At 65.9% G+C, this 24,242-nt stretch carries 21 protein-coding genes and 1 pseudogene; 4 read left to right on the top strand and 18 right to left on the bottom strand.

All coding sequences use genetic code 11. The features are described from left to right. Together ENJ37_05540 and ENJ37_05535 are read left to right on the top strand one after the other, a co-directional pair. A pseudogene (locus ENJ37_05540) lies at positions 1–246 on the top strand (BrnT family toxin). Next, positions 247–450 carry a hypothetical protein gene (locus tag ENJ37_05535; protein HHL39949.1) on the top strand — a complete coding sequence of 68 codons (204 nt, stop codon included), beginning with the start codon at positions 247–249 and terminating at the stop codon, positions 448–450. Between the two features lie 128 nt (positions 451–578). Here ENJ37_05535 and ENJ37_05530 read toward each other — a convergent pair whose 3' ends face one another. From ENJ37_05530 to ENJ37_05460, 15 genes are all read right to left on the bottom strand, one after another. Continuing rightward, on the bottom strand, positions 579–1,250 hold the full coding sequence (locus ENJ37_05530) for a hypothetical protein (protein HHL39948.1): 672 nt from the start codon (positions 1,248–1,250) through the stop codon (positions 579–581). A gap of 390 nt (positions 1,251–1,640) precedes the next feature. Continuing rightward, the gene (alaS, locus tag ENJ37_05525) at positions 1,641–4,280 is read right to left on the bottom strand and encodes an alanine--tRNA ligase (protein ID HHL39947.1); all 2,640 of its coding nucleotides are present in this window, start codon (positions 4,278–4,280) and stop codon (positions 1,641–1,643) included. A 55-nt stretch (positions 4,281–4,335) separates the two neighbouring features. Beyond that, on the bottom strand, positions 4,336–4,833 hold the full coding sequence (locus ENJ37_05520) for a regulatory protein RecX (protein HHL39946.1): 498 nt from the start codon (positions 4,831–4,833) through the stop codon (positions 4,336–4,338). 24 nt (positions 4,834–4,857) lie between these two features. After that, on the bottom strand, positions 4,858–6,006 hold the full coding sequence (locus ENJ37_05515) for a type IV pilus twitching motility protein PilT (protein ID HHL39945.1): 1,149 nt from the start codon (positions 6,004–6,006) through the stop codon (positions 4,858–4,860). A gap of 15 nt (positions 6,007–6,021) precedes the next feature. Continuing rightward, positions 6,022–7,053 carry a recombinase RecA gene (gene recA / locus ENJ37_05510; GenBank protein ID HHL39944.1) on the bottom strand — a complete coding sequence of 344 codons (1,032 nt, stop codon included), beginning with the start codon at positions 7,051–7,053 and terminating at the stop codon, positions 6,022–6,024. A 274-nt stretch (positions 7,054–7,327) separates the two neighbouring features. Then, positions 7,328–7,912 (bottom strand): RNA 2',3'-cyclic phosphodiesterase, encoded by a 585-nt coding sequence (gene thpR / locus ENJ37_05505; GenBank protein ID HHL39943.1) that lies wholly within the window; start codon positions 7,910–7,912, stop codon positions 7,328–7,330. Positions 7,913–8,109: 197 nt separating this feature from the next. Further along, positions 8,110–8,691, bottom strand: coding sequence for a nicotinamide-nucleotide amidohydrolase family protein (locus ENJ37_05500; protein ID HHL39942.1), 582 nt, complete (start codon positions 8,689–8,691; stop codon positions 8,110–8,112). Next, positions 8,646–9,101, bottom strand: a complete 456-nt coding sequence (locus ENJ37_05495; GenBank protein ID HHL39941.1) for a phosphatidylglycerophosphatase A — start codon at positions 9,099–9,101, stop codon at positions 8,646–8,648. Before ENJ37_05495 ends, ENJ37_05500 begins: the two co-directional genes overlap by 46 nt. Before the next feature lie 103 nt (positions 9,102–9,204). Then, a complete protein-coding gene (gene rodA, locus ENJ37_05490; protein ID HHL39940.1) occupies positions 9,205–10,296 on the bottom strand; it encodes a rod shape-determining protein RodA in 1,092 nt (363 codons plus the stop codon). Next, positions 10,293–12,203: a penicillin-binding protein 2 gene (mrdA, locus tag ENJ37_05485; GenBank protein HHL39939.1), complete on the bottom strand. Its 1,911-nt coding sequence runs from the start codon at positions 12,201–12,203 to the stop codon at positions 10,293–10,295. The genes rodA and mrdA overlap by 4 nt, the downstream gene beginning before the upstream one ends. Then, complete coding sequence (gene mreD, locus ENJ37_05480) at positions 12,203–12,691, bottom strand: rod shape-determining protein MreD (GenBank protein ID HHL39938.1); 489 nt, start codon at positions 12,689–12,691, stop codon at positions 12,203–12,205. Before mreD ends, mrdA begins: the two co-directional genes overlap by 1 nt. A 40-nt stretch (positions 12,692–12,731) precedes the next feature. Then, positions 12,732–13,601, bottom strand: a complete 870-nt coding sequence (gene mreC, locus ENJ37_05475) for a rod shape-determining protein MreC (protein HHL39937.1) — start codon at positions 13,599–13,601, stop codon at positions 12,732–12,734. Between the two features lie 59 nt (positions 13,602–13,660). Beyond that, positions 13,661–14,692 carry a rod shape-determining protein gene (locus ENJ37_05470; GenBank protein ID HHL39936.1) on the bottom strand — a complete coding sequence of 344 codons (1,032 nt, stop codon included), beginning with the start codon at positions 14,690–14,692 and terminating at the stop codon, positions 13,661–13,663. 161 nt (positions 14,693–14,853) lie between these two features. After that, positions 14,854–15,846, bottom strand: a complete 993-nt coding sequence (locus tag ENJ37_05465) for an acyltransferase (GenBank protein HHL39935.1) — start codon at positions 15,844–15,846, stop codon at positions 14,854–14,856. 50 nt (positions 15,847–15,896) lie between these two features. Next, positions 15,897–17,462, bottom strand: a complete 1,566-nt coding sequence (locus ENJ37_05460) for a radical SAM protein (GenBank protein HHL39934.1) — start codon at positions 17,460–17,462, stop codon at positions 15,897–15,899. Between the two features lie 315 nt (positions 17,463–17,777). Here ENJ37_05460 and ENJ37_05455 point away from each other — a divergent pair, with 315 nt between their 5' ends. Both ENJ37_05455 and ENJ37_05450 read left to right on the top strand, forming a co-directional pair. Then, positions 17,778–20,234: a hypothetical protein gene (locus ENJ37_05455; GenBank protein HHL39933.1), complete on the top strand. Its 2,457-nt coding sequence runs from the start codon at positions 17,778–17,780 to the stop codon at positions 20,232–20,234. A gap of 25 nt (positions 20,235–20,259) precedes the next feature. Continuing rightward, positions 20,260–21,711 carry an NAD(P)/FAD-dependent oxidoreductase gene (locus ENJ37_05450; protein ID HHL39932.1) on the top strand — a complete coding sequence of 484 codons (1,452 nt, stop codon included), beginning with the start codon at positions 20,260–20,262 and terminating at the stop codon, positions 21,709–21,711. A 26-nt stretch (positions 21,712–21,737) separates the two neighbouring features. Here the strand turns inward: ENJ37_05450 and ENJ37_05445 are convergent, their stop codons facing one another. From ENJ37_05445 to ENJ37_05435, 3 genes are all read right to left on the bottom strand, one after another. Beyond that, entirely contained in the window at positions 21,738–22,751 is a 1,014-nt protein-coding gene (locus ENJ37_05445; GenBank protein ID HHL39931.1) for a hypothetical protein, read from the bottom strand. Positions 22,752–22,797: 46 nt separating this feature from the next. Next, the gene (locus ENJ37_05440) at positions 22,798–23,625 is read right to left on the bottom strand and encodes a metallophosphoesterase (GenBank protein HHL39930.1); all 828 of its coding nucleotides are present in this window, start codon (positions 23,623–23,625) and stop codon (positions 22,798–22,800) included. A gap of 62 nt (positions 23,626–23,687) precedes the next feature. After that, positions 23,688–24,017 carry a hypothetical protein gene (locus ENJ37_05435; protein ID HHL39929.1) on the bottom strand — a complete coding sequence of 110 codons (330 nt, stop codon included), beginning with the start codon at positions 24,015–24,017 and terminating at the stop codon, positions 23,688–23,690. Positions 24,018–24,242 lie beyond the last annotated feature (225 nt).

The raw sequence follows: 24,242 nt of genomic DNA, 5'->3' as shown, positions 1-24,242 counted from the left end.
ACATGGAATTACTTTTGAGCAGGCATCTACTATTTTTCTTGATCCAAGAATGGTAAGCATATTTGACACCGACCATAGCGAATATGAAGACCGGTGGGCTACAATCGGCATTGACAGGAATGGTGCTCTGTGTTGGTTGTAGTACATACTTTCCAGCAAGTGGATGCCGAGAGTTGCAGAATCAGGATTATTTCTGCCCGTAAGGCAACAAGAAAAGAGTCAAGACAGTATGGGGAGGGGAAATGAATGAAAAAAGAATACGACTTTTCAAAAGGCGAGAGAGGCAAGTTTTATCGTCCAGATGCAGAACTGTATTTACCCATCTACCTTGAACCCGACATGATGGAAGCGCTGAGAAAGCTCTCAAAGAAAAAAGGCGTTGATGTTTCGACAATAGTGAATGAATGGATAAGAGAAGACATATCCATAGTAGAGACGGTAACAAAATGACACATAATGTGCGGTGTTAGTGTTTTACCTGACAGTACCGCCGCCCGGGGGCGGTCTGCGGGAGGTTCGGCCCGCTTTATCACTTTCCTTTCCGAGTCGGCGGAAATCTATGTTATGTGGCAATCCCTCTACCCCCCAATTCGGACCTTCCAGTCCTTGAGGTGGTTCACTACGATATCTAAATCAGCATTTGGAAATGCACTGCCGCGGCTGAAATGTCCGGTCAATATCATTCGTTCCTGCTGATAAACTGCGCAGCCACCATGTTGAGTAGGCTTCTCCTTAGAACCGCAAAGAAACAACTCGGAAAACTGCGGCCAAAACTCCTTGCCAAAGCAGACGATCGCCTGAGGGCTCATCTCCTTGCGCAATTCACGAAAGGCCCGATATCGGCCATCCTTGTATTCATCTTTCTGAAAGTATTCCTGATATTCTTTCAGGGAAATCCCAAAAATATATTCATAGCATTCTGGCCACGCAGAACGACTTGGCTTTCCCAAGGGCAGAATGTTGCCATTAAAGACCCGGCTGCCTTTGCGCCACAGGATAGTGTCCCGATAGGCCACGTGGTCGCTCAATCCCAATAAAGACGCTGCAATCTTGGCCGTCCTATTTGCTACCGGCCAATCGAGTTTATTAGCGCCTTTTTCGACTTCGAGATACCTTTTGTCTCGATATTGTGATACGGTTTCTTCGGTGAACCGAGCGCCTTCTTCCATCCCGATAAACCACAGCCCTTCCTTCGGATCACCCCAGCCTAACCATTTGTTAATCGTCTCAAAGTTCTCGTTCCCCGGCACTGTTCCCCTGCTCCCTCAAGACATAGTCAGACATACAGCTTATTATTCTACACAAAATCTCCATCTGGCCTCATTCCCAGACAAAAACACACCAAGACCATAACAACACAACAATTTCATTCACGAAAAGTCAATGAAACCGGGCTCCCACCGTCCATGGAGGAAGAGCAGTAGAAATCTGAGAGAAGCTTTTTTGTGACTCGTATCGACAGTCTTTTATCTTACCGGCGTCCGCCGCCCGGGGGCGGTCTGCGGGAGGTTCGGGCCGCAAGGGCGTAACAACCCCGCCCGGCGCGGGCCGAACCTCCCGCAGACCGCCGAAGGTACGAATAACACACGGGGCCTTGGGGAAGGCGGACCTCTGGCCCTTCTACAGAAAAAAAGTTCCTCCTACTTGAGAAGCGCGGCCACCGTGTCGAAGGCGCTCTCCACCGCCTCGGCGAGTCTCGCCGTATCCTTGCCTCCGGCCTGGGCGAGCTCGGCCCTGCCGCCGCCGCGCCCGCCGACCACGGGGGCCAGGCGTTTCACGACCTCGCCGGCACTTATCCTGCCGGTCAAGTCCCTGGTCACCGCGGCGAGCAGGGAGGCCTTGCCGCCCGCCGCCGAGCCGAGCACAACCACCGCCGAGCCGAGCTTTCCCCTGAGCACGTCGGCCATGGAGCGAAGCGCCCGGGGGTCGCCGTCCACCACGGCGGCCAGGACCTTTACTCCCGCGACGGTGCGCGCCGAGGCCGCAAGGGAGTCGATCTCCGTCGCCGTCCCCGTCGACTTCGCCTCGTGGAGCCGCTTTTCGAGCTCCTTTGCGCGCTCCATGAGCTTTCTTATCTTGTCCGGCACCTCGGCCGGCGAGCTCCTGAGAAGAGCCGCGCTCTGGCGAAGCATCGATTCGGCCTTCCTCGACCAGCGCAGGGCCTCGATGCCGGTGACGGCCTCTATGCGCCTCACACCGGCCGCCACCGAACTCTCCGACGTGATCCGCACAAGCCCAATGTCGCCGGTGCGGGCGGCGTGAGTGCCGCCGCAGAGTTCCACACTCACGCCCGGCACCTCCACGACCCGGACCCGCTCGCCGTACTTGTCGCCGAAGAAGGCGAGCGCGCCGCGCCTCAGGGCCTCGTCGTAGGGGAGTGTCTCGGTCAGGACCTCCCTGTTCGCCATGACGGCCCTGTTCACCCTCTCCTCGACGGCGTCGATCTCGGCGCGACCGAGGCCCTGGAAGTGGCTGAAGTCGAAACGGAGGTGGCCCTCCGTCACGAGCGATCCCGACTGGCGCACGTGTTCGCCTAAAAGCTCGCGCAGCGCGGCGTGGAGCAGGTGCGTTGCCGTATGGTTTCGCCGCAGGGCCTCGCGCCTTTCCGCGTCGACGGCGAGCTCCACACTGTCACCGACGCGGACGCAGCCTTCCACGACCTCCACGCTGTGGACTATGAGCGAGGGCAGGGGCCGCTTCGTGTCGAGGACCTCGGCCCTGAAGGACCGGCCGCTAATCACTCCACGGTCGCCCACCTGTCCGCCGGACTCGCCGTAAAAGGGCGTCTCCTCGGTGACTATGCCCACGCGCCCGCCCGCCGCGGCCTCCTCCACGGTCCCGCTTCCCGATATGATGCAGAGCACCCGCGACGTCGCAGCGTCGAGACCGTAGCCGACGAACTCGCTGCGCAGGCCCGCCTCGGCGAGCCTTGCGTAGAGCTCGCCGGCCTCGCCGGCGCTCGCCCCCTTCCAGTTGCTCCGGGCCTTGCGGCGCTGTTCCTCCATGCACTCGTTGAAGCCCGCCTCGTCGATGTCGATGCCCCGCTCCCGCACGATGTCGGCCGTCAGGTCCACGGGGAAGCCGTAGGTGTCGTAGAGCCTGAAGGTGGTCTCTCCCGACAGGACCCTGCCGCCCGACGCCTCCAGGGCCGCCACCTCGGCATCGAGCATGGCGAGACCCCGCTCCAGGGTCTCGAAGAAACGTTCCTCCTCGCTCCTCGTCGCCTTCTCCACCGTCCGCGCCGCCTGCACGACCTCCGGGTACGCCTCTCCCATTATCTCTATGACCGTCTCCGCGACCTTGTGGAGGAAGGGGCCGGAAAGGCCGAGGAAGCGGCCGTGGCGCACGGCGCGGCGAAGTATCCTGCGCAGCACGTAGCCGCGCCCCTCGTTGGAGGGAAGGATGCCGTCGGTTATGAGGAAGGTCACGGCCCGGGCGTGGTCGGCCACGGCCTTGATGGAGACGTCCGACGAGGGCGAGTCGCCGTAGCGCACGCCCGAGAGCTCCTCTATGCGGCTTATGATGGGGATGAAGAGGTCGGTGTCGTAGTTGCTGTGCTTTCCCTGGAGCACGGCCGTAAGGCGCTCAAGGCCCATGCCCGTGTCTATCGACGGCTTTGCAAGGGGCGTGAGCCTGCCGGAGGCGTCGCGGTTGTACTGCATGAAGACCAGGTTCCAGAGCTCGAGGTAGCGGTCGCAGTCGCAGCCCACGGCGCAGCCGGGCCGGCCGCAGCCCACGTCTTCGCCCTGGTCTATGATTATCTCCGAGCAGGGGCCGCAGGGGCCGGTCTCGCCCATGGACCAGAAGTTGTCCTTCTCGCCCAGGCGCACCACCCGCTCGGGCGGCAGCGGCGTCTTCTCCACCCAGAGCCGGGCCGCCTCGTCGTCGTCCTCGTAGACCGTGGCCCAGAGCCGCTCGGCAGGCAGTCCCATCACTTCCGTCAGGAACTGCCAGCCGTACTCGATGGCCCCTTCCTTGAAGTAGTCGCCGAAGGAGAAGTTGCCGAGCATCTCGAAGAAGGTGTGGTGGCGCTCCGTATGGCCCACGTTCTCGAGATCGTTGTGCTTTCCGCCGGCGCGCATGCACTTCTGGCTCGACACGGCCCGGCTGTACTCCCGTGTCTCCTCGCCGAGAAAGACCCCCTTGAACTGCACCATGCCGGCGTTGGTGAAGAGCAGCGTCGGGTCCCCCATGGGAACGAGCCCCGAGCTCTTCACCACGCGGTGGCCCCGCTGCGCGAAATAGTCGAGGAAACTCCTCCTTATCTCCGATGACTTCATATGACGAACACTTTCCCCCTTCGGGCCGAGAAATGCCCCCTGTGCAATAGGTGTCTCAGTCAGAGTCCGGCGGTCCCGGCCTCGCCGCGCCCTCAAGCGCCGTGCGGACGGCCTCGGCCGTAAAACCCCTGCCCCGGAGGAAACGCCGGGCCCTGACGGCGTCCTCCCGGGACAGCGGCAGCGGCACCGCCCTGATGCGGGCCCACTTGTCGAGGGCCGCCGCAGCGGCGGCGGCCTCGCCGGAGCGGACCTCGCCGAGCGCCGACTCTATGACCGGAGCCTCGACACCTCTTTGAGCGAGCGCCGCGGCGATCTTGAGCGGACCCCAGCCGCGCCCCTCCATGCGGGAGCGGACAAAGGCGCGGGCCAGGGCCCTGTCGTCGATGTAGCCCGTCTCCTCGAGGCGCGAAAGGGCGGCCTCCGTCTCGTCGCGGCCGAACCCCTTGGCGGCGAGCCTCTCCTCGAGTTCCCTGCGGCTGCGGGCCCTGTACGAAAGCAGCCGCAGCGCCGCCTCAACGGCCGACGGCCCCTTGCCCTCCCCGGTCCGCGGCACCCGCTGCCTCCCCACGGCGCCGGCTCAGAACCGCTCGATATCGTCGTCGGAAGAGGAGGAGGCGGCCTCTCCTTCCTCGATCTGCTGCCAGCCCATGTCGCTCGTAGCGGAGATGCCCTTGATCTTGAGGTCGAAGTCGGCGGCGTTGCTCGCCTGGCGGATGGCCTCGTCGTAGGAGATGAGCCCCTTGTTGAGCAGGCTCATGAGCGACTGGTCGAAGGTCTGCATGCCGTAGTTCGTGTGGCCCTTGGCGATGGCGTCGTAGATGTCCTTGGTCTTCTCCTTGTCCTCGATGCACTCCCGTATGCGGGCCGTGGAGACGAGGACCTCGACGGCCGGAACGCGGCCCTTGCCGTCCTTGGTGGGCATGAGGCGCTGCGAGATGATGCCCTTTATGACGCTTGCGAGCTGGAATCGCACCTGTTTCTGCTGGTAGGGCGGAAAGACGGAGACTATGCGGTTTATCGTCTCCATGGCGTCTATGGTGTGGAGCGTGGAGAGGACGAGATGTCCCGTCTCGGCGGCGGTGAGCGCGATCTCGATGGTCTCGAGGTCCCGCATCTCGCCTATCATTATGACATCCGGGTCCTGGCGCAGCGCGCCGCGCAGGGCCTCGGCGAAACTCACGGCGTCAACGCCTATCTCGCGCTGGTTTATGATGCTCTTGCGGTCGCGGTGGAGGAACTCTATGGGGTCTTCCACGGATATGATGTTGCACGAGCGCGTCGTATTGATGTGCTCCATGATGGCCGCCAGGGTCGTGGACTTGCCGCTTCCCGTTATGCCCGTTACGAGGACGAGGCCGCGCACCTCGTCGGCGATCTTCTCGAGTATGGGCGGCAGGTGGAGCTCACTAAAGCCCTTTATGACCATGGGGATGACCCTGAGGACGATGCCCACGGCGCCGCGCTGCTGGAAGACGTTGACCCTGAACCTGCCGAGCCCCGGCACGCTGTAGGCCATGTCGACCTGGTGCTTTTCGCGGAAGGTCTCCTTCTGGACGTCGTTCATGAGGGCCATGGCGCACCTGGCCACGTCGTCGGGGAAGAGGCGCTCGTGCTTTATGGGCAGCAGGTTGCCGTATATCCTGAGGATGGGCGGCAGTCCGGCCTTGAGATGGACGTCCGAGGCGTTCTCCCTGACGGCGAGATTGAGTATGGAATTGAGATCTATCTTGGCCATTTGACGTCACTCCTCCGCTTTGGCGAGTCCGAAGTGGCTGTAGACCTTCGTCTCTATCTCCCTCGCCGTATCGGGGTTGTTCTTGAGAAAGGCCCTGGCCGCCTCCCGTCCCTGGCCGAGCCGTTCGGAGCCGTAGGAGTACCAGGAGCCCGTCTTCTCCACCACGTCGGCCTTGACGGCGAGGTCGATGAGGTCCCCCTCGCGCGATATCCCCTCGTTGAAGAGGATGTCGAACTCGGCGTCCCGGAAGGGAGGGGCGAGCTTGTTCTTCACCACCTTTACGCGGATGCGGTTGCCCATTATCTTTTCGGCCTGCTTTATCTGCCCTATCCTGCGGATGTCCATCCTGATGGTGGCGTAGAACTTGAGGGCGTTTCCGCCCGTGGTCGTCTCGGGGCTTCCGAACATGACGCCTATCTTGTGACGTATCTGGTTTATGAAGATCATGGAGGTGCGGCTGCGGCCGATGGTGGCCGTGAGCTTGCGCAGGGCCTGGCTCATGAGCCTCGCCTGGAGCCCCATGTGGGCGTCCCCCATGTCGCCCTCGAGCTCGGCGCGGGGCACGAGGGCCGCCACCGAGTCGATGACTATGAGGTCCACGCCGCCGCTTCTGACCAGGATGTCGGCTATCTCCAGGGCCTGCTCTCCCGAGTCGGGCTGGGAGAGGAGCAGCTCGTCGGTATCGACGCCAAGCTTCCTTGCGTAGTTTACGTCGAGGGCGTGCTCGGCGTCGATGAAGGCCACCGTGCCTGCGCCCTTCTGGGCCTGGGCGGCGATGTGGAGCGCAAGGGTGGTCTTGCCCGATGACTCGGGACCGAATATCTCGATCACCCTGCCACGCGGCACGCCTCCCACGCCGAGGGCGATGTCGAGCGACGGCGAGCCCGTGGGGATGACGGCCACCCCCTTGACCACGTCGCCGTCGCCGAGCCGCATGATCGAACCCTTGCCGAAGTTCTTCTCTATCTGGCTTATGGCGAGCTCTATCGCCTTCCTGCGCTCCGCAGAACCGGCCTCGGCCGGCGGTCTCGCCTGCATGGAACCCTTGGCCATCGTTTTTACCTCCCGCCTCTTTATTTACCCTGGGGGAAACTTTCTGTAGAAAGTTTCCCCCAGACCCCCTTCAAAGACTTTCAATACGACTTGGTTTCCCCCTGTTTTGCCTAGCAAAACAGGGGGAAACCAACTCGCATTAAAAGTTTTTGGAGGGAGTCTGAGGGAACCTTATTTACAAAAAGGTTCCCTCAGTGCAATAAATCAGAGTTTCCTATTCCATCGTCTTCCGAGATATTCGAGGGCGTGCTGGCGCAACTCACGAAGTATCGAGCCGCGCCCGTGCAAGCGCCGCGTACCTGGGACCTCCCGCTCCGAGCACGCTCTTGAAGAGCGTGACCGATTCCACGAGGAACGACGCGTTCACGGCCGGGGCCGTGCGCCCTATGAACCGGCCGAGCCTTCTCCCCTCCGCCGCCGAGCGTATGCGGCACAGCGTGAGATGGGGCCTGAAGGGGCGCGATTCGCGCTCGAAGCCGAGCTCGCCGAGGGCATCGTCGATCCTCCGGTGCAGCAGAGAGAGCGCCTCACAGGGCTCCACGCCGAGCCATACCACCCTCGGGGCGGCAAGCGAGGGAAAGGCCCCGACCCGGCCCGTGGTGAGCCGGAAGGGCCGCACCCCGGAGGCGGCCCCGGCCACGGCCTCTCCCAGAGGACCGACAAGGGCCTCGTCCACTTGGCCGAGAAACTTGAGCGTCAGGTGGACGTTCTCCGGTCTCACCCAGCTCGCTGCGCTCCCGCCCCTGCGAAGCTCCCTTGCAAGCCTTCGCAACTCGTCCCTGAGAAAATCGGGTATCTCGACGGCCACGAAGGCCCGAATCCGCCTGTTATCCTCCTCGCCCACCCGTTCCCTGCGTCATGGGGGGACTTGCCGCACAAAGGCCGCATGGGCCGGGTCCCCGCCAGCTCCCATCTCTCTTTTCCAGGGCGGCCCGCCGGGGTCGGCCCGCAAAGGCGTAACAACCCCGCCCGGCGCGGGCCGCCCCACCCCCCCCGGCGGGCCACAACGCCGCATCTCCAACAGGGCGGCGCGACGCCTCGCTACAGGGCGCCCCCCCGGATCCGCTCGCAGGCGGCGCTCACTTCACCGAGGATCTCTGCGGCCGCGGCGAGCCTCACGTCCGCCCTTCCGCCCCTGAGCGCCAGTCTCCTCACGGAAACACCCCTGTCCGAGGCCACGGCGATGAAGACCGTCCCCACGGGCTTCCCCTCGACGGCCCCGCCGGGACCGGCTATGCCTGTGGCCGACACGCCGATGTCCGCGCCGAGAAGACGCCTTGCGCCGCCGGCCATGGCGGCGGCCGTCTCTTCGCAGACCGCGCCCCTGTCCTCGATCAGCGCGCGGGGCACGCCGAGCACCTTCACCTTCACGTCGTTGCTGTAAGCCACCACGGCGCCGAGGAAGTACTCCGAGCTTCCGGGCACGTCGGTGACCAGGGCGCTTATGAGCCCGCCCGTGCAGCTCTCGGCGGCGGCGAGCGTGAGCCCGCCCCGGCGAAGGGCCGCTCCGGCCCGCCGCGAGGCCTCCAGCGCCCGCTCGTAAGCCCCCGTCAAAGTCACCTCCCCCTCCGGTCCCCTCAACCGGCAAGCCACAGCACCAGCCGCGCCGCCGCGTTGGCGCACAGACCGGCGGCCACGTCGTCGAAGACCACGGCCGCGCCGCCCGAAAAGACCCTCTCCATGGTGCTCACGGGCGGAGGCTTAAGGATATCAAAAAACCGGAAGAGAGAAAAGGCCAATATGAGGGTCCCCGTCGTGGCGGGGAGCAGGTACACGGCGGTCATCATGCCCACCACCTCGTCGCAGACGATGTGCCGGGGGTCCTTGCCGCCGGCCGCACGCTCGGCCTCGGCGCCGACCCACACGGCCGCCGCCACGGCGGCGGCAAGGACCGCGGCGCCCCCGGCGGCAGACAACCCGGAGAGCGCGTAGCCGAAGACCAGCCCCCAGAGGCTCCCCATCGTCCCCGGCGCCCTCGAAGACCGTCCGGCATAGGCCGCCGTGGCAAGAAACTCGACGATCCGCTCTCTCATTTCGTCAAACCACTTCCGCTCGGAACCCCTGGACCCCACGCCGAGCCACCGCCGGCGGCAGGGCAAGCAGCCGCCGAACTTCCAGCCCCCGGGGGCGGCGGAATCAGAAGATGAAACGCCGCATCTTGATATTGATCAGCAGTCCCGCCCCGATGAAGGCCGTCACGAGAAAAGACCCCCCGTAGCTGAAGAAGGGCAGCGGCACGCCCACCACGGGCATGAGCCCCGATACCATGCCGAGGTTTATCACTATGTGCCAGAAGAAGAGCGAAGAGAGGCCGAGGGCGAGCAGGAAGCCGAACCTGTCCTTCGAGCTGCGGGCCACGTGCAGCCCGTAGAGGATGAGCGAGAGGAAGAGCGCCATGACGGTGAGCGAGCCTGCAAGCCCCCACTCCTCGGCCAGTATGGAGAAGATGAAGTCCGTGTGATGCTCGGGCAGGAACATGAGCTTGCCCTGGGTGCCTTTTGTGAAGCCCTTGCCCCAGAAGCCGCCGGAGCCGATGGCGATCTTGGACTGGAGCAGGTGGTAGCCGGAGCCGAGGGGGTCGGACGAGGGGTCGAGGAAACTCAAAAGCCGCGCCTTCTGATAGCCCTTGAGCGAGCCCCAGGCTATGGGCACGAGCGGCGCGAAGGCGAGGAGCAGGCCGGCTGCGGTCTTCAGCCTGACCTTGACGACCAGGACCACGGAGCAGAATATGAGCACGAATATGAGGGCCGTGCCCAGGTCCGGCTGGGCTGCGACGAGGAAAAAGGGCACCGCGATGAGCAAGGCCGGAAAGACGAGGTCCCTCAGCGCCAGGCCGCCGGGGCGCGCCGGTCTGGCGGCGAAGTGCCTGGCGAGGATGACTATGACGGCCAGCTTGGTGAACTCCGAGGGCTGGAAGGTGACAAAGCCCAGGGATATCCACCTCTGCGTCCCGGCCACGGTGCGGCCGAAGACGAGCGCCCAGACGAGGAGGCCGAGAGCGAGAAAGTATATGAAGTAGCCGTACCTGTCGAGGAGCGTGTAATCGAAGGCGATGGCGGCGGCCATGAAGACGAGGCCGACGGCAAGCCACTGGAGCTGTCTGTTGTAGATGTCGATCTCCTGCACGAAGGTGGAGCTGTATATGTTGGCGAGCCCGGCCAGGGCCACGGCCAGGGTTATGAACAGGAGCGGCCACTCCATCTGCGCCAGCAACCGTCTGTTGATCATCGTCTTCCCCCCGTCCCTGCCGTCCCTGCGGCCGCCTTCGCCGGATAGGGCGCAGGCCGCTCTTCCTCTTCGTCGCTCCCGCGGTACCTCTCCTCGAGATAGGCCTTTATGACCTCGTAGGCCACCGGGGCGGCGGCCCTCGCGCCGAAGCCGCCGTGCTCCACTATGACCACCACGGCTATGCGGGGGTCGTCGTAGGGGGCGAAGCCGGCGAACCAGGCGTGGTCGCGCAGCCTGTAGGGGACCTCTTCGATGTCGTCGACCCGCTCCCTGAGTGTCGCCACCTGGGCCGTGCCCGTCTTGCCGGCGATCCTGAAGGGGTTTGCGGCGAGCCTTCGCGCCGTGCCCCCCTCCTCGTGGACCACGCCCCTGAGGGCGTTGCGTATGACCTCCAGCGTGCGGGGCGAGAGATCGAGCCTGCCCGTCTCCACGGGCTCGAAGGACTTGATGACCGTCCCGTCAGGCGCCGTTATCTCCTCTATGAGCTGGGGCTTCATGAACCTTCCGCCGGCCGCTATGGCGCTGTAGGCCGCAAGGAGCTGGAGCGGCGTGGCCAGCATGTATCCCTGTCCCACGGCCACACTCAGCGTCTCGCCGGGATACCAGACGGTGCCGTAGACGCGGCGCTTCCAGCGCGTCGAGGGCACGAGTCCCGACTTCTCGTCGGGCAGGCCCAGTCCCGTGGGCCTGCCCAGCCCGAAGCGCCGGGCGTACTCGGCTATCCTGTCGACGCCGAGCTTCACGCCCACCTGGTAGAAGAAGGTGTCCGACGACTCGACGATGGCGCGGTGGACGTTTATGCGGCCGTGGCCCGACTCCTTCCAGTCGCGGTAGTCGCGGTTCATGAACCTGAAGACCGGCCCGGAGAATATCTCGGTGTCCAGGGTGAGGACGTTCTCCTCCAGGGCCGCGGCCGCCGTTATGGGCTTGAAGGTCGAGGCCGGGGGGTACTGGCCCTGTATGGCCCGGTTGGTGAGGACCTTCCTGGGGTGGCGCACGAGCCGCTCCCACTCCTTGCGCGACATGCCGGAAGTGAGGACGTTGGGGTCGAAGGACGGCGTACTGACCAGGGCTATGACCCTGCCCGTCGCGGGCTCGATGGCCGCCACCGCTCCGGCCTGGTCCCGCATGGCCGCCCATGCGGCTATCTGGGTCTTGAGGTCTATGGTGAGCCGTATGTTGTCGCCCGGCTCGGGCGGGATCATCTCAAGGACCTTCACCTCGCGCCCAAGGGCGTCCACCTCTATCTGCTTGCCGCCGTGCCTGCCGCGCAGCACCCCTTCCATGGCCCTCTCGATGCCGTACTTGCCCGACACGTCGCCGCGGCGATAGACGCGCCCCCTGTCGTCCACGCCGGCGGCAAGCTCCCGCTCGCTCACCTCGCCGAGGTAGCCTATGAGGTGGGCCGTTATCTCGCCGAAGGGGTATATCCTCTTGGGCCCCACGTCGAGCACCACGCCGGGCAGCTCGAACTTGAATCCCTCCACCCGGACCATCTCCTCCCAGTCGAGGTCCTCCTTTACGGTAACGGCCTGGAAGGGCGAGCGGCGTCTCGCCCGTTTGAGCCTCGCCTCCATCTCGGCGACGTCCATGTCCACGAGCACGGAGAGGGTGCGCAGCGTCCCCTCCCGGTCGACGACGTCCTCGGGGACGATGGCGAGGTCGAAGCCCGGCCTGTTCTCGGCGAGCAGGATGCGGTCGCGGTCGTAGATGATGCCGCGGGGGGGATCGATGTGGCGCAGGCGGATGCGGTTGTTGTGCGAGAGCTCCTGGAAGAGGGACGCCTCCACGACCTGGAGATACCAGAAGCGCAGGCCCAGCAGGAGGAAGGCGGCGACGACGAAGGCGGCCGCCGCGACGAGCCTTTGCCTGAGCTCGGCCGGTTCCTTGGAGTCGAAGTAGTCCATCACTTCAGGGCGTCACCGCCGGAGCGGGACTTGACGAGACCGTCGATGCGCACAAAGAGCGCTATGAGAAAGGGCGCGCTCAGTGCCGTGACAACGGCGCCGGGGACGACGTAGACGAGGGAGACGGCGTCAGGGCCCGAAGGGCCGAGCAGCAGATAGGTCGCAAGCCCCTTGACCGCCGCCAGCACCGACACGCCGAGCACCTGCATGGCCGCCGTCGAGAAGTGGACCTTCCGTGCCGCGAGGTGCGCCGCCGCGTAGGCGAGCACGAGCGAAAAGCTCGTCGCCCCTATGACGCCGCCGGAGAAGACGTCGTCCATGTAACCCAGCAGGAAGGCGAGGAAGACGCCGGACAGCGACGGCCTGTCGTAAGCCAGGTAGAAGACCGCGGCGAGCGCGAGGTCGGGCAGCGGCAGGCCGGGGGCGAGCGTGCTCCTCGCGGCGAGATACAGGAGCGTAAGGGGGAGGTATACGAGAAAGTCCATCACGGCGGCTTGTGACCGTAAACAAACAGGGCCCGGCCGCGCCCTACCCGGAGGCGGGGCCGCGGGCCGGAGAGCCGCGCAAGGGACTGCGCCTGCCGGTGTCTATGAGCACCTCCTCGAGCCTCATGATGTCAACGCCGGGCTCGACCTCTATGTACTTGAAGAAGTTGTCGCCGCCCTTCTCCACTGTCGTGACCTCCCCTATGACCAGCCCCTTGGGAAAGATGCCGGAGAGCCCGGCCGTTATCACCTTGTCGCCGGGACGCACGTCGTCTATCTCGGTCACGTACTTGAGGGTGAGTCCGCCAGAGCCGTTGCCCTCCACCACCCCCTTCACCCTCGTGCGCTGCACGAGCACGTCGATGTTGGAGCGCGGGTCGGTGAGAAGGAGCGCCACCGCCGTATGGCGCGTCGTATCTATGATCCTCCCCACGACGCCGTCGGGGCTGAGCACGGGCATGTCTATGCCTATTCCGTCGGCGCTGCCCTTGTCGAGCGTGATCGTCCTGGTCCAGCCGCCGCCGGCGAGACCGCTGAAGCCCAGTATCTCGGAAGCGACGGTACGGGGCGAGGTGCGCTTCCTGAAGGAGAGGATCCGGCGGAGCCTGGCGTTGAGGCGCAGCTCCTCCTTGAGCCGGTTGTTCTCCTCCATGAGTCTCGCCACCCTCCGGCGCAGGGCGTCGTTGTCGCGCTTGAGGCCCACGAGGTATATGTAGTCGTCCCACACCGACGCCGCGGCCCCGCTTATCCGAAGCAGCGCCTTCTGCACCGGCGCCGCGCCCGCGGCGAGCACCTCGTCGACGATGACCGATCCGCCCACGCCCCGCCTGCTCGTGAAAGAGAGGTGGAGCGAGAGCAGGCCGAGGGCCATGGCCGCTATGAGTATCCTGTTACGCCTGAGAAAGTACTGCACGACGGTGCGCCTCTTCTCCAGCGGGGCCCTGTCGGGACCCAGCCCCTTTCACCGCCCCTTCAGGTAGGTATCGTCACGTCCCGCAGCAGTCTTATCTCGTCGAGGACCTTGCCGGCGCCCTTGACCACGCAGGTGAGGGGGTCGTCGGCTATGGTGACGGGCAGGCTCGTCTCCTCGCGCAGTATGACGTCGAGGTTGCGCAGCAGAGCCCCTCCTCCGGCAAGCACTATGCCCTTGTCGACGAGGTCGGCCGCGAGCTCGGGCGGTGTCGTCTCGAGCACCTGCTTGACCGCCTCTATGAGGGTGTTGATCGGTTCGTTGAGGGCCTCGCGTATCTCCCGCGAATTTATCTCCATGGTCGCCGGTATGCCGGTCACGAGATTGGAGCCCTTTATCTCCATAATCTGCTCTTCCTCGTCGGGCATGGCGAGACCGAGGGTCATCTTTATCTTCTCGGCCACGCCCGTGCCTATGGAGAGGTTGTACTTGCGCTTTATGTACTGGATTATGACCTCGTCGAGCTTGTCTCCGCCGATGCGTATGGACTTGGCGTGCACTATGCCGGCGAGCGAGATGACGGCGATCTCCGAGGTGCCGCCGCCGATGTCGACGATCATGTTGCCCGAGGGCTCGGTTATGGGCAGTCCCGATCCTATGGCCGCCGCCATGGGCTCCTCGATGAGGTAGACCTCGGCGGCGCCGGCCGAGTAGGCCGACTCGCGCACGGCCCGCTTCTCGACCTGTGTTATGCCGGAGGGCACGCCGACGATGATGCGGGGCCGCACGAGCAGCCGCCGGTTGTGGACCTTGGTGATGAAGTACTTGAGCATCTCCTCGGTGACCTCGAAGTCGGCGATGACGCCGTCCTTGAGCGGCCTTATGGCCGTGATCGAGCCCGGCGTCTTGCCGAGCATGGCCTTGGCCTCCTTGCCGACGGCCAGGACCTTCTTGCCGCGGGCGTCCTTTTTCACGGCCACCACCGAGGGCTCGTTGGTGACGATGCCCTTGCCCTTTACGTATATGAGGGTGCTCGCCGTGCCGAGGTCGATGGCGAGGTCATTGGAAAAGAAACCGAGAAGGGAAGTGAACATGTTCTCTCCGGTCAGGGCGCCGCAGCGGCGCCGGGTTTTTCGGGAAGCTCCGTCCTGTTCCAATTATAGAGCGCGGCGGGAGCGCCGCTCCGTCACCGCAACCGGTATTGTAACACAACAGCCGCCGCCGATGTACGACAAACTTTCCGCTCCGCGACGGCTCAGGGGGCGTCGAAGGGGACGAAGTTGTACCACTGGTCCGGGTATCTTCTTATGTAGCGCTCGAAGACCCGGAGGATCGCGCGGGCCGCAGCGGCGTCGTCGGGACCGTCGGGGGTCAGGTGGATGGGGCTCTCGGCCACGGCCCTGTAGCCCTCTCCCTCCCTGACGACGAATCCCGGCATGAGCGGCGCGCCCGTGCGGCGCGCAAGCCGGATGGGTCCAGTGGGGAAGACGAAACGCCTGCCCAGGAACTCGACCTCCACGCCCTCGGGAGCCGAGCGGTCGACGAGCATGGCCACTATCTCGCCGCGACGCAGGGCGCCCATCACGTCGAGGGCCGCGAAGGGCGAGTCGCCCAGCACTATGGTGTTGATGTTGAAGCGCCTGCGGTACGAGTCCCTTATGCGGTCGACCTCTTCGAGACCGTCGCGCTTTGTGAGGACGTTCACCGGCAGGTCGCCGGTGGCGAAAAAGAGCCCGCCCAGCTCCCAGTTGCCGAGGTGAGCGGTCAGCATTATGATGCCGCGACCGTCGGCCATGGCCCGCTCTATGTGCTCCGTACCCTCGATGCTCTGGAGCTCGCCGAGGACAGCGGCCTTGCCGGCGGAAGCGAGCCTGCCGAAGTCGACGAGGTATCTCGCGTAATTACGGAAAGTACTCAATACAAGGCGCGGGCCGGCCCGGCGGCCCGTCTCTGCGAGCGCCGCATGGAGGTTGCGCCTCACGTTTCGCCTTGCCCCGGCGTAGAAGAGGCAGCTCAGCTCGGCCACCCGTTCCGCGACAAAGTACATGAGCCGCAGCGGCACCTTGTCCACTACGGCTATGCCGCAGCGGTAGACCGAGGGCCTGCCGAGAAGGTGTCTGCGGACCTTGTCGGCCCCTGCGGCGCCATGAGCCCGCCGCTCCCCCTCGAAGAGCTCCCCGCCTCCGCCCACTGCGGCGGGCGCCGCAGTCCGGGGGTTCATCCCCCGAGTGTTCGTCTTCATGGACATCTGGACGATGTTAGCACAAAGAGTCCCGGAAGGCAAGCAAACTCGATGGGTTAAGCGGCGGGCGGGCCCTTGCGGCCGCCCTCTCGGAGGCCGTGGAAGGGCATTCTCACAAGCGAGCCTATAAGCTCTCCCTGGGCGGCGAGGAGCCTGCGCGCCGTATCGGGATTGCGCACGAGGTCCTTTGCGAGCCGCCACAGGACCGAGGGTCTCACGTAGAAATCGAGGATGGCGCGGCGGTAGGCCCTTGTAAGGGACGCCTCGGTAAATCCCCTCGGCACGAAGACGGCCGTCATGGCGTTCATGCGCTCCCAGTCCTCGCGGAACTCGCCCCAGCGGGAGGCCTCCCTGTAGACGGCCGTGCCGGGATAGGGGGTGAACCTGCTGATGTTTATATGGTCGAATGGGAGGCGGCGGGCCAGTTCCACGGTCATCCGTATGGTCCGGGGCGTCTCTCCCGGATGGCCCATCATGAAGAGCCCCTTGACCTTTATGCCCGCCTCATGGGTGAGACGCACGGCCCGCTCCACCTCCTCCAGCCTCGTCCCCTTGGCCACGCGGTCCAGTATCTCCTGCGAGCCGCTCTCCACGCCGTAGGCTATCTCCCAGCATCCGGCGGCCTTCATCTGCGCGAGGGTCCCGGCCGTAACACTCTCCACGCGGGCGTCACAGCTCCACGTAAGCCCGTGCCCCTCGGCCAGGGGACGCAACCGGCGGCAGACCTCGACGAGCCTGTCCTTCGAGACCGAGAAGAGGTCGTCGTAGAAGAGGATGTGGCGGACGCCGTAAGCGGTCACGAGGCGTTCGGCCATGGATGCCACGTAGGCGGCGCCGAATCCCCGGTAGCGGCGGCCGAAGACCGAGCGGTCGCAGAAGGTGCAGCCGTAGGGACAGCCCCTCGACGTGACGAGCGAGGCGGCCGGCAGGGCCCGGTAGCTAAGAAGCGGAGGCCGGTAGGCCCCCGGGAAGCCGTCGAGCAGGTCCCAGGCCGGCATGGGGAGGCCGTCGAGGTCCTCGATATATGGCCTCCGCCCCGTCACCACCGTCTCCCCGCCCTTCACGAAGACGAGCCCCCTGATCCCCGCCGGGTCACCTCCGCCGTCGAGCACCGAGAGGAGCTCCACGAGCGTGAGCTCCCCCTCGCCGACCACTCCGAAGTCGAAGACCGGCAGCCGCTCCATCGTCTCTGCGGGCACGGCGCTCACATGGGGGCCTCCGAGCACGACCGTCACGTGAGGGGCCGCCTCCTTCACCATCGCCGCAAGACGCGCCCCGTTCACGACCGACACGGTCGAGGCCCTCACGGCGAGCACGGCCGGGTCCTTCGAGACCACAAGGCGCGCCGTCTCGCCGAGCGAAAGCCCCAGGGCCCCGGCCTCGACCACGTGGGGCTCCCAGCCAGCCTCCCGCACCACCGCGGCAAGCCCCAGGAGCCCCAGCGAGGGCATGGTGTTCTCCAGCGCCCTCGGAAGCCTCACACGCTCGTCCCACACGGTGTACGGCGGATTGACGAATACTATGCTCTTTTTCTTCACCAGGGAAGCTCCCATGTATACTGCGCCGGGGGGAAACCCTCCGACAACGAGGACCGAAGAGCCGCGTCCGCAGGACCCCTCCATGTTGTTTGCATATGCGGGGCGGCCCCCGGAAGGTTCGGGCCGCAAAGGCGTAAACAACCCCCGCCTGGCGCGGGCCGAACCTTCCGGGGGCCGCCCCGCAGGCAGACGGCGTGGGTAGGATAACCCTTCTTCCAAAGAAGATACCTTTCTCAGGAAGCTCTGATTTATTTACCCTGAGGGAGCTTTTTTGTAAAGAGTCATAGGCCCACGGTTCCCCCAGGGTAATTAACCAGAATTTCCCTCACAAAGCAACAGCCGTCCGCGCCCCCCTTTTGCGTTGCTTTTCGGCCCTTCCGGTAGTATCCTACCACATTCATGGAGACTTTTTTCAAAGTCCTGGCCGGGTTCGTACACGAGCGCAGCAAGGTCATCGTCGCCGCCTGTGCGGCCGTCGGCCTCGTCTGTCTCGTCCTCGTGCTCAGGATGGAGCTCAGGACCGACATGCTCGACGTGCTCCCCTCCGACGACCCGGCCACGGAGGCGCTTCGCGGCTTTCTCGACACCTTCGGCGCGGGCGACAACCTCATCGTCGTGGTGGAGCGAAGCGACGGCGCGGCGGTTACGGCCGACCTCGAGGCCGTCGACGACCTGGCCGCGAGGATCCGGGCCACCGGGCTTGTCGAGTTCGTGGACTTCAGGGTCCACGGCTCGGCCTCGCTCGTCATGGAGGCCTTCCCCCTCTTCCTCGACGAAAAGGGGCTCGACGAGCTCGAAAGGCGCATCAGCGCCGAAGGCGTGCGCCGCCGCATCGCCGGCAACCGCCGCCGCCTCCTCTCCCCCCTTGCAACGCCCGCGGACTTCGAGCTCATGAGGAGAGACCCACTCGGCCTCTTGGACCTTGCGGCATCGAGGCTCATGGAGGATGTCCCCTACGGCCGCACAGGCTACTACACCACGAAGGACGGCGGGGCGGCGCTCATAATCGTCCGTCCCCTGTCGTCGGCCCGGGACCTCGCCTTCCTCTCCCGTTTCGACGAGACCATGGCGACCGTGGCGAGGGACTTCGAGGCCGACCACGGCGGACTCCTTAAGGTGGGGCTCGCCGGTCCCCTCGCCCTCGCCATGGAGGCGCGCCGCACCCTCGGCGGCGAGGTGACGGCGGCCTTCGTCTCCACTGCGGCCGCCGTCTTCCTCCTCTTCCAGTTCGTCTACCGCAAGAGGCTGCTCATGCTCGTCCTGACGGCGGCCGCACTCGCCCTGGCGCTCCTCGCAACCCTTGCCGCGGCCTACCTCCTCTTCGGAGGGCTCAACATCGTCTCCAGCGTGGTGGCCGCCATGCTCATGGGTCTCGGCATCGACTACGCCATCCACCTCTGCAACCGCGTGGAGGAGGAGTACGCCCGCGCGGGAGACGTGAGGGCGGCCATGGAGAGGGCCTGGCCGGCCGTGCTCCCGGCGGTGGCCACCGGCGCCGCTACCACGGCGCTCGCCTTCTCGACCATCGTGCTCACCAGCTTCCGCGGTCTCCACGAGCTCGGCCTCGTGGCGGCCATAGGCGTTGCAGCCGCCTTCCTCAGCACCGTCTTCTTCCTCGGCGCCGCCATCGCCATCGCCGGGCCCGCGGCCCTCTCTCCGAGGAGGCCCGCGGCGGGCCGGGGCCGCCTTCTCCGTCTCGTGAAGGACCGTCCCCTGTCGGCGCTGCTCGCAGCGTTCCTCCTCACCGCCGCCTCCGCCGTCACGGCCGGCAGCGTGCGTTTCGACAGCCGCGCGGCCCAGCTCGGCATGGAGGGAAGCGAGGCGGCGAGGCTGGAGGAGAGGCTCTCGGCGACTCTCGCACAGAGGCGCAACCCGCTGCTCGTCGCCGTGGCGGCCGCCTCGCCCTCCGAGCTTCTGGCCCGCTACGACAGGGTGGAGTCGACGCTCGACCGCCTCGCCTCCGACGGCGCAATCGGCGGCTTCTCCTCGCTGCGCACCTTCCTGCCGCCCCTCTCAAGGCAACTGAGGGCCATAGAGCGGCTCGGGGAGATGGACGCCGCGACCATCGGGGCGCGCCTTCTCGCGGCCCTCGAGGCCGAGGGCTTCGAGCCCGATCCCTACTACGGGGAGTACGCCGCCCGGCTCGCCGGGGCCCTGTCCCGGCGGGCCCCCCTCACCTTCGGGGACCTCGAAAAACTTGGTGAAAAAAGGAGCGCCCTCTTTTACAATAAGGAGCGGGCCGCGGCGGCGGCCTACGTCTACCCCGTGGACGGGCGGTGGCGCGAAGACAGGCTCGCCGAGGCGGCCGGCGCGCTCTCGGCCCTCGAGGGCGTCACGGTCACCGGCGGCCCCGTGATCCTGAGAGAGCTGCGGGGCGCCGTCATCGGCGAGAGCGTCATGGCCTCGGCGGCGGCCTTCTCGGCCGTCGTGCTCATACTGGCGCTTCGGTTCGGAGGGCTGCGGCGCGCGGTCCTCGTGCTCGCGCCGCTGGCGGCGGGCGCCCTGTGGACGGCGGGACTCATGGGCCTTGCGGGCGTGGACTTCAACTTCATAAACGTCGGCGCGGCGCCCCTTGTCTTCGGCATAGGCGTAGACTACGGCATATACATGGTCCGGGGATGGGACGAGGGGGGGGAAGAGGGACTCGCCTCGGCGGGCCGCTCGGTGCTCATGTGCGCCGCCACCTCGGTCGCCGGCTTCGCTTCACTCACGGCCCTGAGCTTCAAGGGCCTCGCCTCGCTGGGAACGGTCATCGTCATGGGCATAGGGGCGTCCATGGCCGCCGCGCTCCTCGTAGTGCCGGCCGCCGCGGCCCTCATGGACAAACGTCAAGGAGACAGGGTTCCCACGCGATAAGAGACCGCCGGGAGACCGGGCTTCCATGAGAGGGGAGATGGCCAAGGACTTCGACTGCATAGTCATAGGCGCCGGCATAGGCGGGCTTACCGCCGCCGGGAGGCTCGCCGCCAGGGGGGTGAAGGTGCTGGTGGTGGAGAAGAACCCCGTGGCCGGCGGCTACCTCCAGTCGTTCCGCCGCAGGGGTTTCACCTTCGACGCGGCGGTGGACTGCTTCAGCGGACTCGACCGCGACGGTCCGCTGAGCGTCGTATTAAGAGAGCTCGGCGTGGAATCGATGGTGACGCCCGTGAGGGTGGACCCCATTCGGCGAAGCCTCTTTCCGGGGCTCACCGTCGATGTCCACGCCTCCATGGAGCGCTACGCCGAAGACCTGAAGGCCCTCTTTCCCGCGGAGAGCAAGGGCATCGACGGGCTCTTCAGGGCCATGGACGCCATCTACTCCGACATCATGGGCTGGTGCGACTACTGCCTCGGCCGCGCGGCCTCGCCGCCGCTCTCACCGGAGATAGTGAGGCTCTCGGGCGTCACCTTCGACCGCTTCCTCGACGAGCACGTAAGCGATCCGAAGCTCAGGGGCGTGCTCGCCGACCGCTGCCCCTTCTACGGCCTCTCGCCCTCCAGGGTCTCGGCCTTCTCCATGATCGCCCTTGTCATGAGTTACTTCCGCTCCGGGGCGTACCGCGTGGCCGGAGGGTCGCAGCGGCTCGCCGAGGCCGTCGTTGAGGGCATAAGAAGAAAGGGCGGAGAGGTGCGCACCGGTGTCGAGGCCCGAAGGCTGGTGACCGAAGGCGGAAGGGTGAAGGCCCTGTGCACGAGCGAGGGCGAGGAGCTCACGGCCCGTCACTTCATCTCCAACATCGACTACCGCAGGACCATGGCCCTTGCCGGAAGGGAACCGCCCGATGGGCTTCCCGATGTCTCGTCGTCCTTCTTCATACTCTACGTGGGGGCGCGCATGGACCTCGCCCGCCTCGGCAGGGCATCGAGCATCGGCAGCTTCTCGGACTTCGACATGGAGCCCGACTTCGCCCCGGCGGCGCCCTTCAGGCCGGAGACCACCTTCGGCGTGACCATACCGACCATACTGGACCCCTCGATGGCACCGCCGGGCTGCCACAGCGTGGTGGCTCACGAGATGACCTCGAGCCGCTGGACCGATTCGTGGCAGAGGGACAAGGCGGCCCTGGCGCGGCGGCTCCTGGCCAAGGTCGAGACCATCGTGGAAGGGCTCGGCGCGGGAACGGTCTGCATGGACGCGGCCACGCCGGCGACACTGGAGAGGTACACGGCCAACACGGCAGGCGCCGCCTACGGCTGGTCCCAGGGACCGGGCGTAAGGCCGCCGGAGTTCGGGCTCGCAAACCTGCGGGCAGCCGGCCACTGGGCCTCGCTGGGCGGAGGCGTGGTGGCCGCCGCCTACGCCGGCGTGAACGCCGCAAGGGAAGTTGCCCTGGCCCTCGGCGCAGACGACTGAGCCCCCTGCCGCAGAGCCGGCAGCCCTCACCGGACCCCGCGCTTCAGCGCCCCGGACGCGGCGGCGAGGTTTTCGGGACGGAGCCTACCTGTCACGGCACAGCCCGGCGCTATGATGTCGAAGCCCCGCCGCGCCGCCGCCAGGGCCGCCGCGGCCGCATCCCCGGGACTTCCACCTTCCAGCACCGCCGCGTCGAGCCCCCCCATGAAGACCCTTCCGGCGAGCGCTTCCCTGAGCCTCGGAAGTTCATCGGGACGGTCGATACTGAAGGCGCAGGGTCCCAGCCCATCGAGAAGAGCGGCCACGGAGGTCAGGGGACCGCACAGATGGACTATGGCGGCGCATCCCGCCGCGCAGGAGGCCTCGATGAGCCTTCGAAGCCGCGGCACGACCATGGTCTCCAGGAGACGGGGACCCACCACCTGCGCCGTGGCGGCCGGCTCCATGATGAAGAGGGCGTCGCATCCTGCGCGGGCCAGTGCCCCGGCATAGCGCGCCGAGCCTTCGGCGAGGAAGTCGAGAAGTCCGCACACCCCGGCGCCGCCGGAGGCGAGCGACTTCAGGAGCCCATCCATCGGCGTGAGCGCGGAGGCGAGAGCGAGCGGCCCCGCGAGGTCCCCGATAAGCGGCGTGTCGGGCAGAAGCCGCCTTAGCCGCCTCACCAGAGAGAGGACCGCCGGGAGCCTGCCGTCCCTTTCCGGGTCGAGGCCGTCGAGGTCCCGCCACCGCCCCGCATCGCGCAGGGGGTAATCGAAGCAGAACGGACCGGAGCCGTCGTCCTCCACCTCGCCGCCGTAGGCCTCGCTCTCGACGGTGAGGCGGAAGGGCAGGCCCGCGGCGTCGAGCCCGCCCCTGCGGTACAGGGCGAGCGAGAGGCGGCACAGCAGTCTCCAGTCACGGTGAAGGGCCCGCCTCTCCAGGGAAAGCTCCCTTAGGAGGACGGCGCAGGGAGCCGTGACGAGCCCGCCGGGCAGCACCAGCGCCGGCCTGTCGGCGGGCCGGCCGGCGAGGATGGCCGCAAGCCTCTCCCTCCCGGTCATGACGGACAGGGATGCTCCCCGAGCCGTTCCGGCCGGCGCGGGCGCCTCACCACCCCCCCTTGAGCCTCGACGCGAAGGCCTCGGGAAGACCGGCGGCCAGCACCTTGGCGGCGGCGCGCTCCACGTCGTAGCGGACCCTGAAGAACTCGATGACGGCCTCCCCGCGGTCGTAGACGAGAAACGACGCCCTGGGGTCGCCGTCGCGGGGCTGACCGACGCTTCCGGGGTTCGCCATGCAGGTCCGGCCCCCGCCGAGCGCCACCCTGCGTCCCGTCGCCGTCTCCACCCCGGAACCGCGCTCGACATATGCGACGGGCCTGTGCGTGTGGCCGAAGAAACAGAGCCTGAAGCCGCCGTCCTCCACAAGCTCCATGCTCTCGGCCGCCATGGAAGGGCCGAGTATATAGGCGTCGTAGTCGCCGGGAGAACCGTGGACGGCCACAAAGTCGCCGTCCTCAGCGATCTCGGCCGGCAGCCCCCGCAGAAAGGAGGCGTTCTCTTCCGTTATGACCGAGCGGGTCCAGGCCACGGCCTCGGCGGCCGGGGGGTTGAAGCGCGAGGTGTCGTCGAGGCCGGCGACCCTGGCGTCGTGGTTGCCCATGACGGTGCGGGCCGCGAGACTTCTCAGCATATGGACGCAGGCGTTGGGGTCGGCGTTGTAGCCCACCACGTCCCCGAGGCACAGGAGCTCGTCGACGCCGAGACGGTCGATGAGCGAGAGGACCGCTTCGAAGGCCTCCAGGTTAGAGTGGATATCGGAAAGGACGGCAAGGCGCATATGGAAGGTATGGGGCCGCCGGCCGGGGCCCACAGCGGACGGGAGAGCGGGAAAGCCCTTAAAAGGGGACAACGCCGCGGCGGAAGATAACGACAGGGGCCGCCGTCACGGAGTCGCCCGCCGGCCCCGGTCTCGCCGCCGCCGTGGCGAGGGCGGCTTCAGTGGAGCGTGCCCTTGGTATGCTCCTCGCTGAAGGCCAGCGAACCGTAACGGAAAGGAGTCACCGCAACCTTGTCGCGGCAGCTCTTGCACAGGAGGTAGACGCCCTGGTGGTAGACGTCCTCCTCCAGCTCCTCGGGGTCCATGCCCTCGATCTCGTCGAGAAGCTCCTCCATGGCCTCCACAGTCGTGGCGCCCACCCTGTCGCCGTACTCCTCGTACTCCTCGAGGTATCCGTCGAAGTCGGCGAAGCTCTTGATCTCAACGATATATTTCAAGCTGCCCCTGGGCAGCTCGACGCCGCACATGTGACACCTGTCGATGAACATAGGGGTCGTCCTCTCGTAATCTCTGAAATCACTTCCTGTGAGAGAACCTTTTCTCGAAAAAGGTCCTCTCAAACCCACCTCAAGGAAGCTCTGGTTAATTACCCTGGGGGAAACTTTCTGTAGAAAGTTTCCCCCAGACCCCCTTCAAAGACTTTCAATGCGAGTTGGTTTCCCCCTGTTTTGCCAGGCAAAACAGGGGGAAACCAACTCGCATTAAAAGTTTTT

The organism is Deltaproteobacteria bacterium, assembly GCA_011375175.1.
Classification (GTDB): Bacteria; Desulfobacterota; GWC2-55-46; order GWC2-55-46; family DRME01; genus DRME01.
The sequence above is the reverse complement of the archived record's forward strand: the minus strand, read 5'-3'. Positions and strand labels throughout refer to the sequence as shown.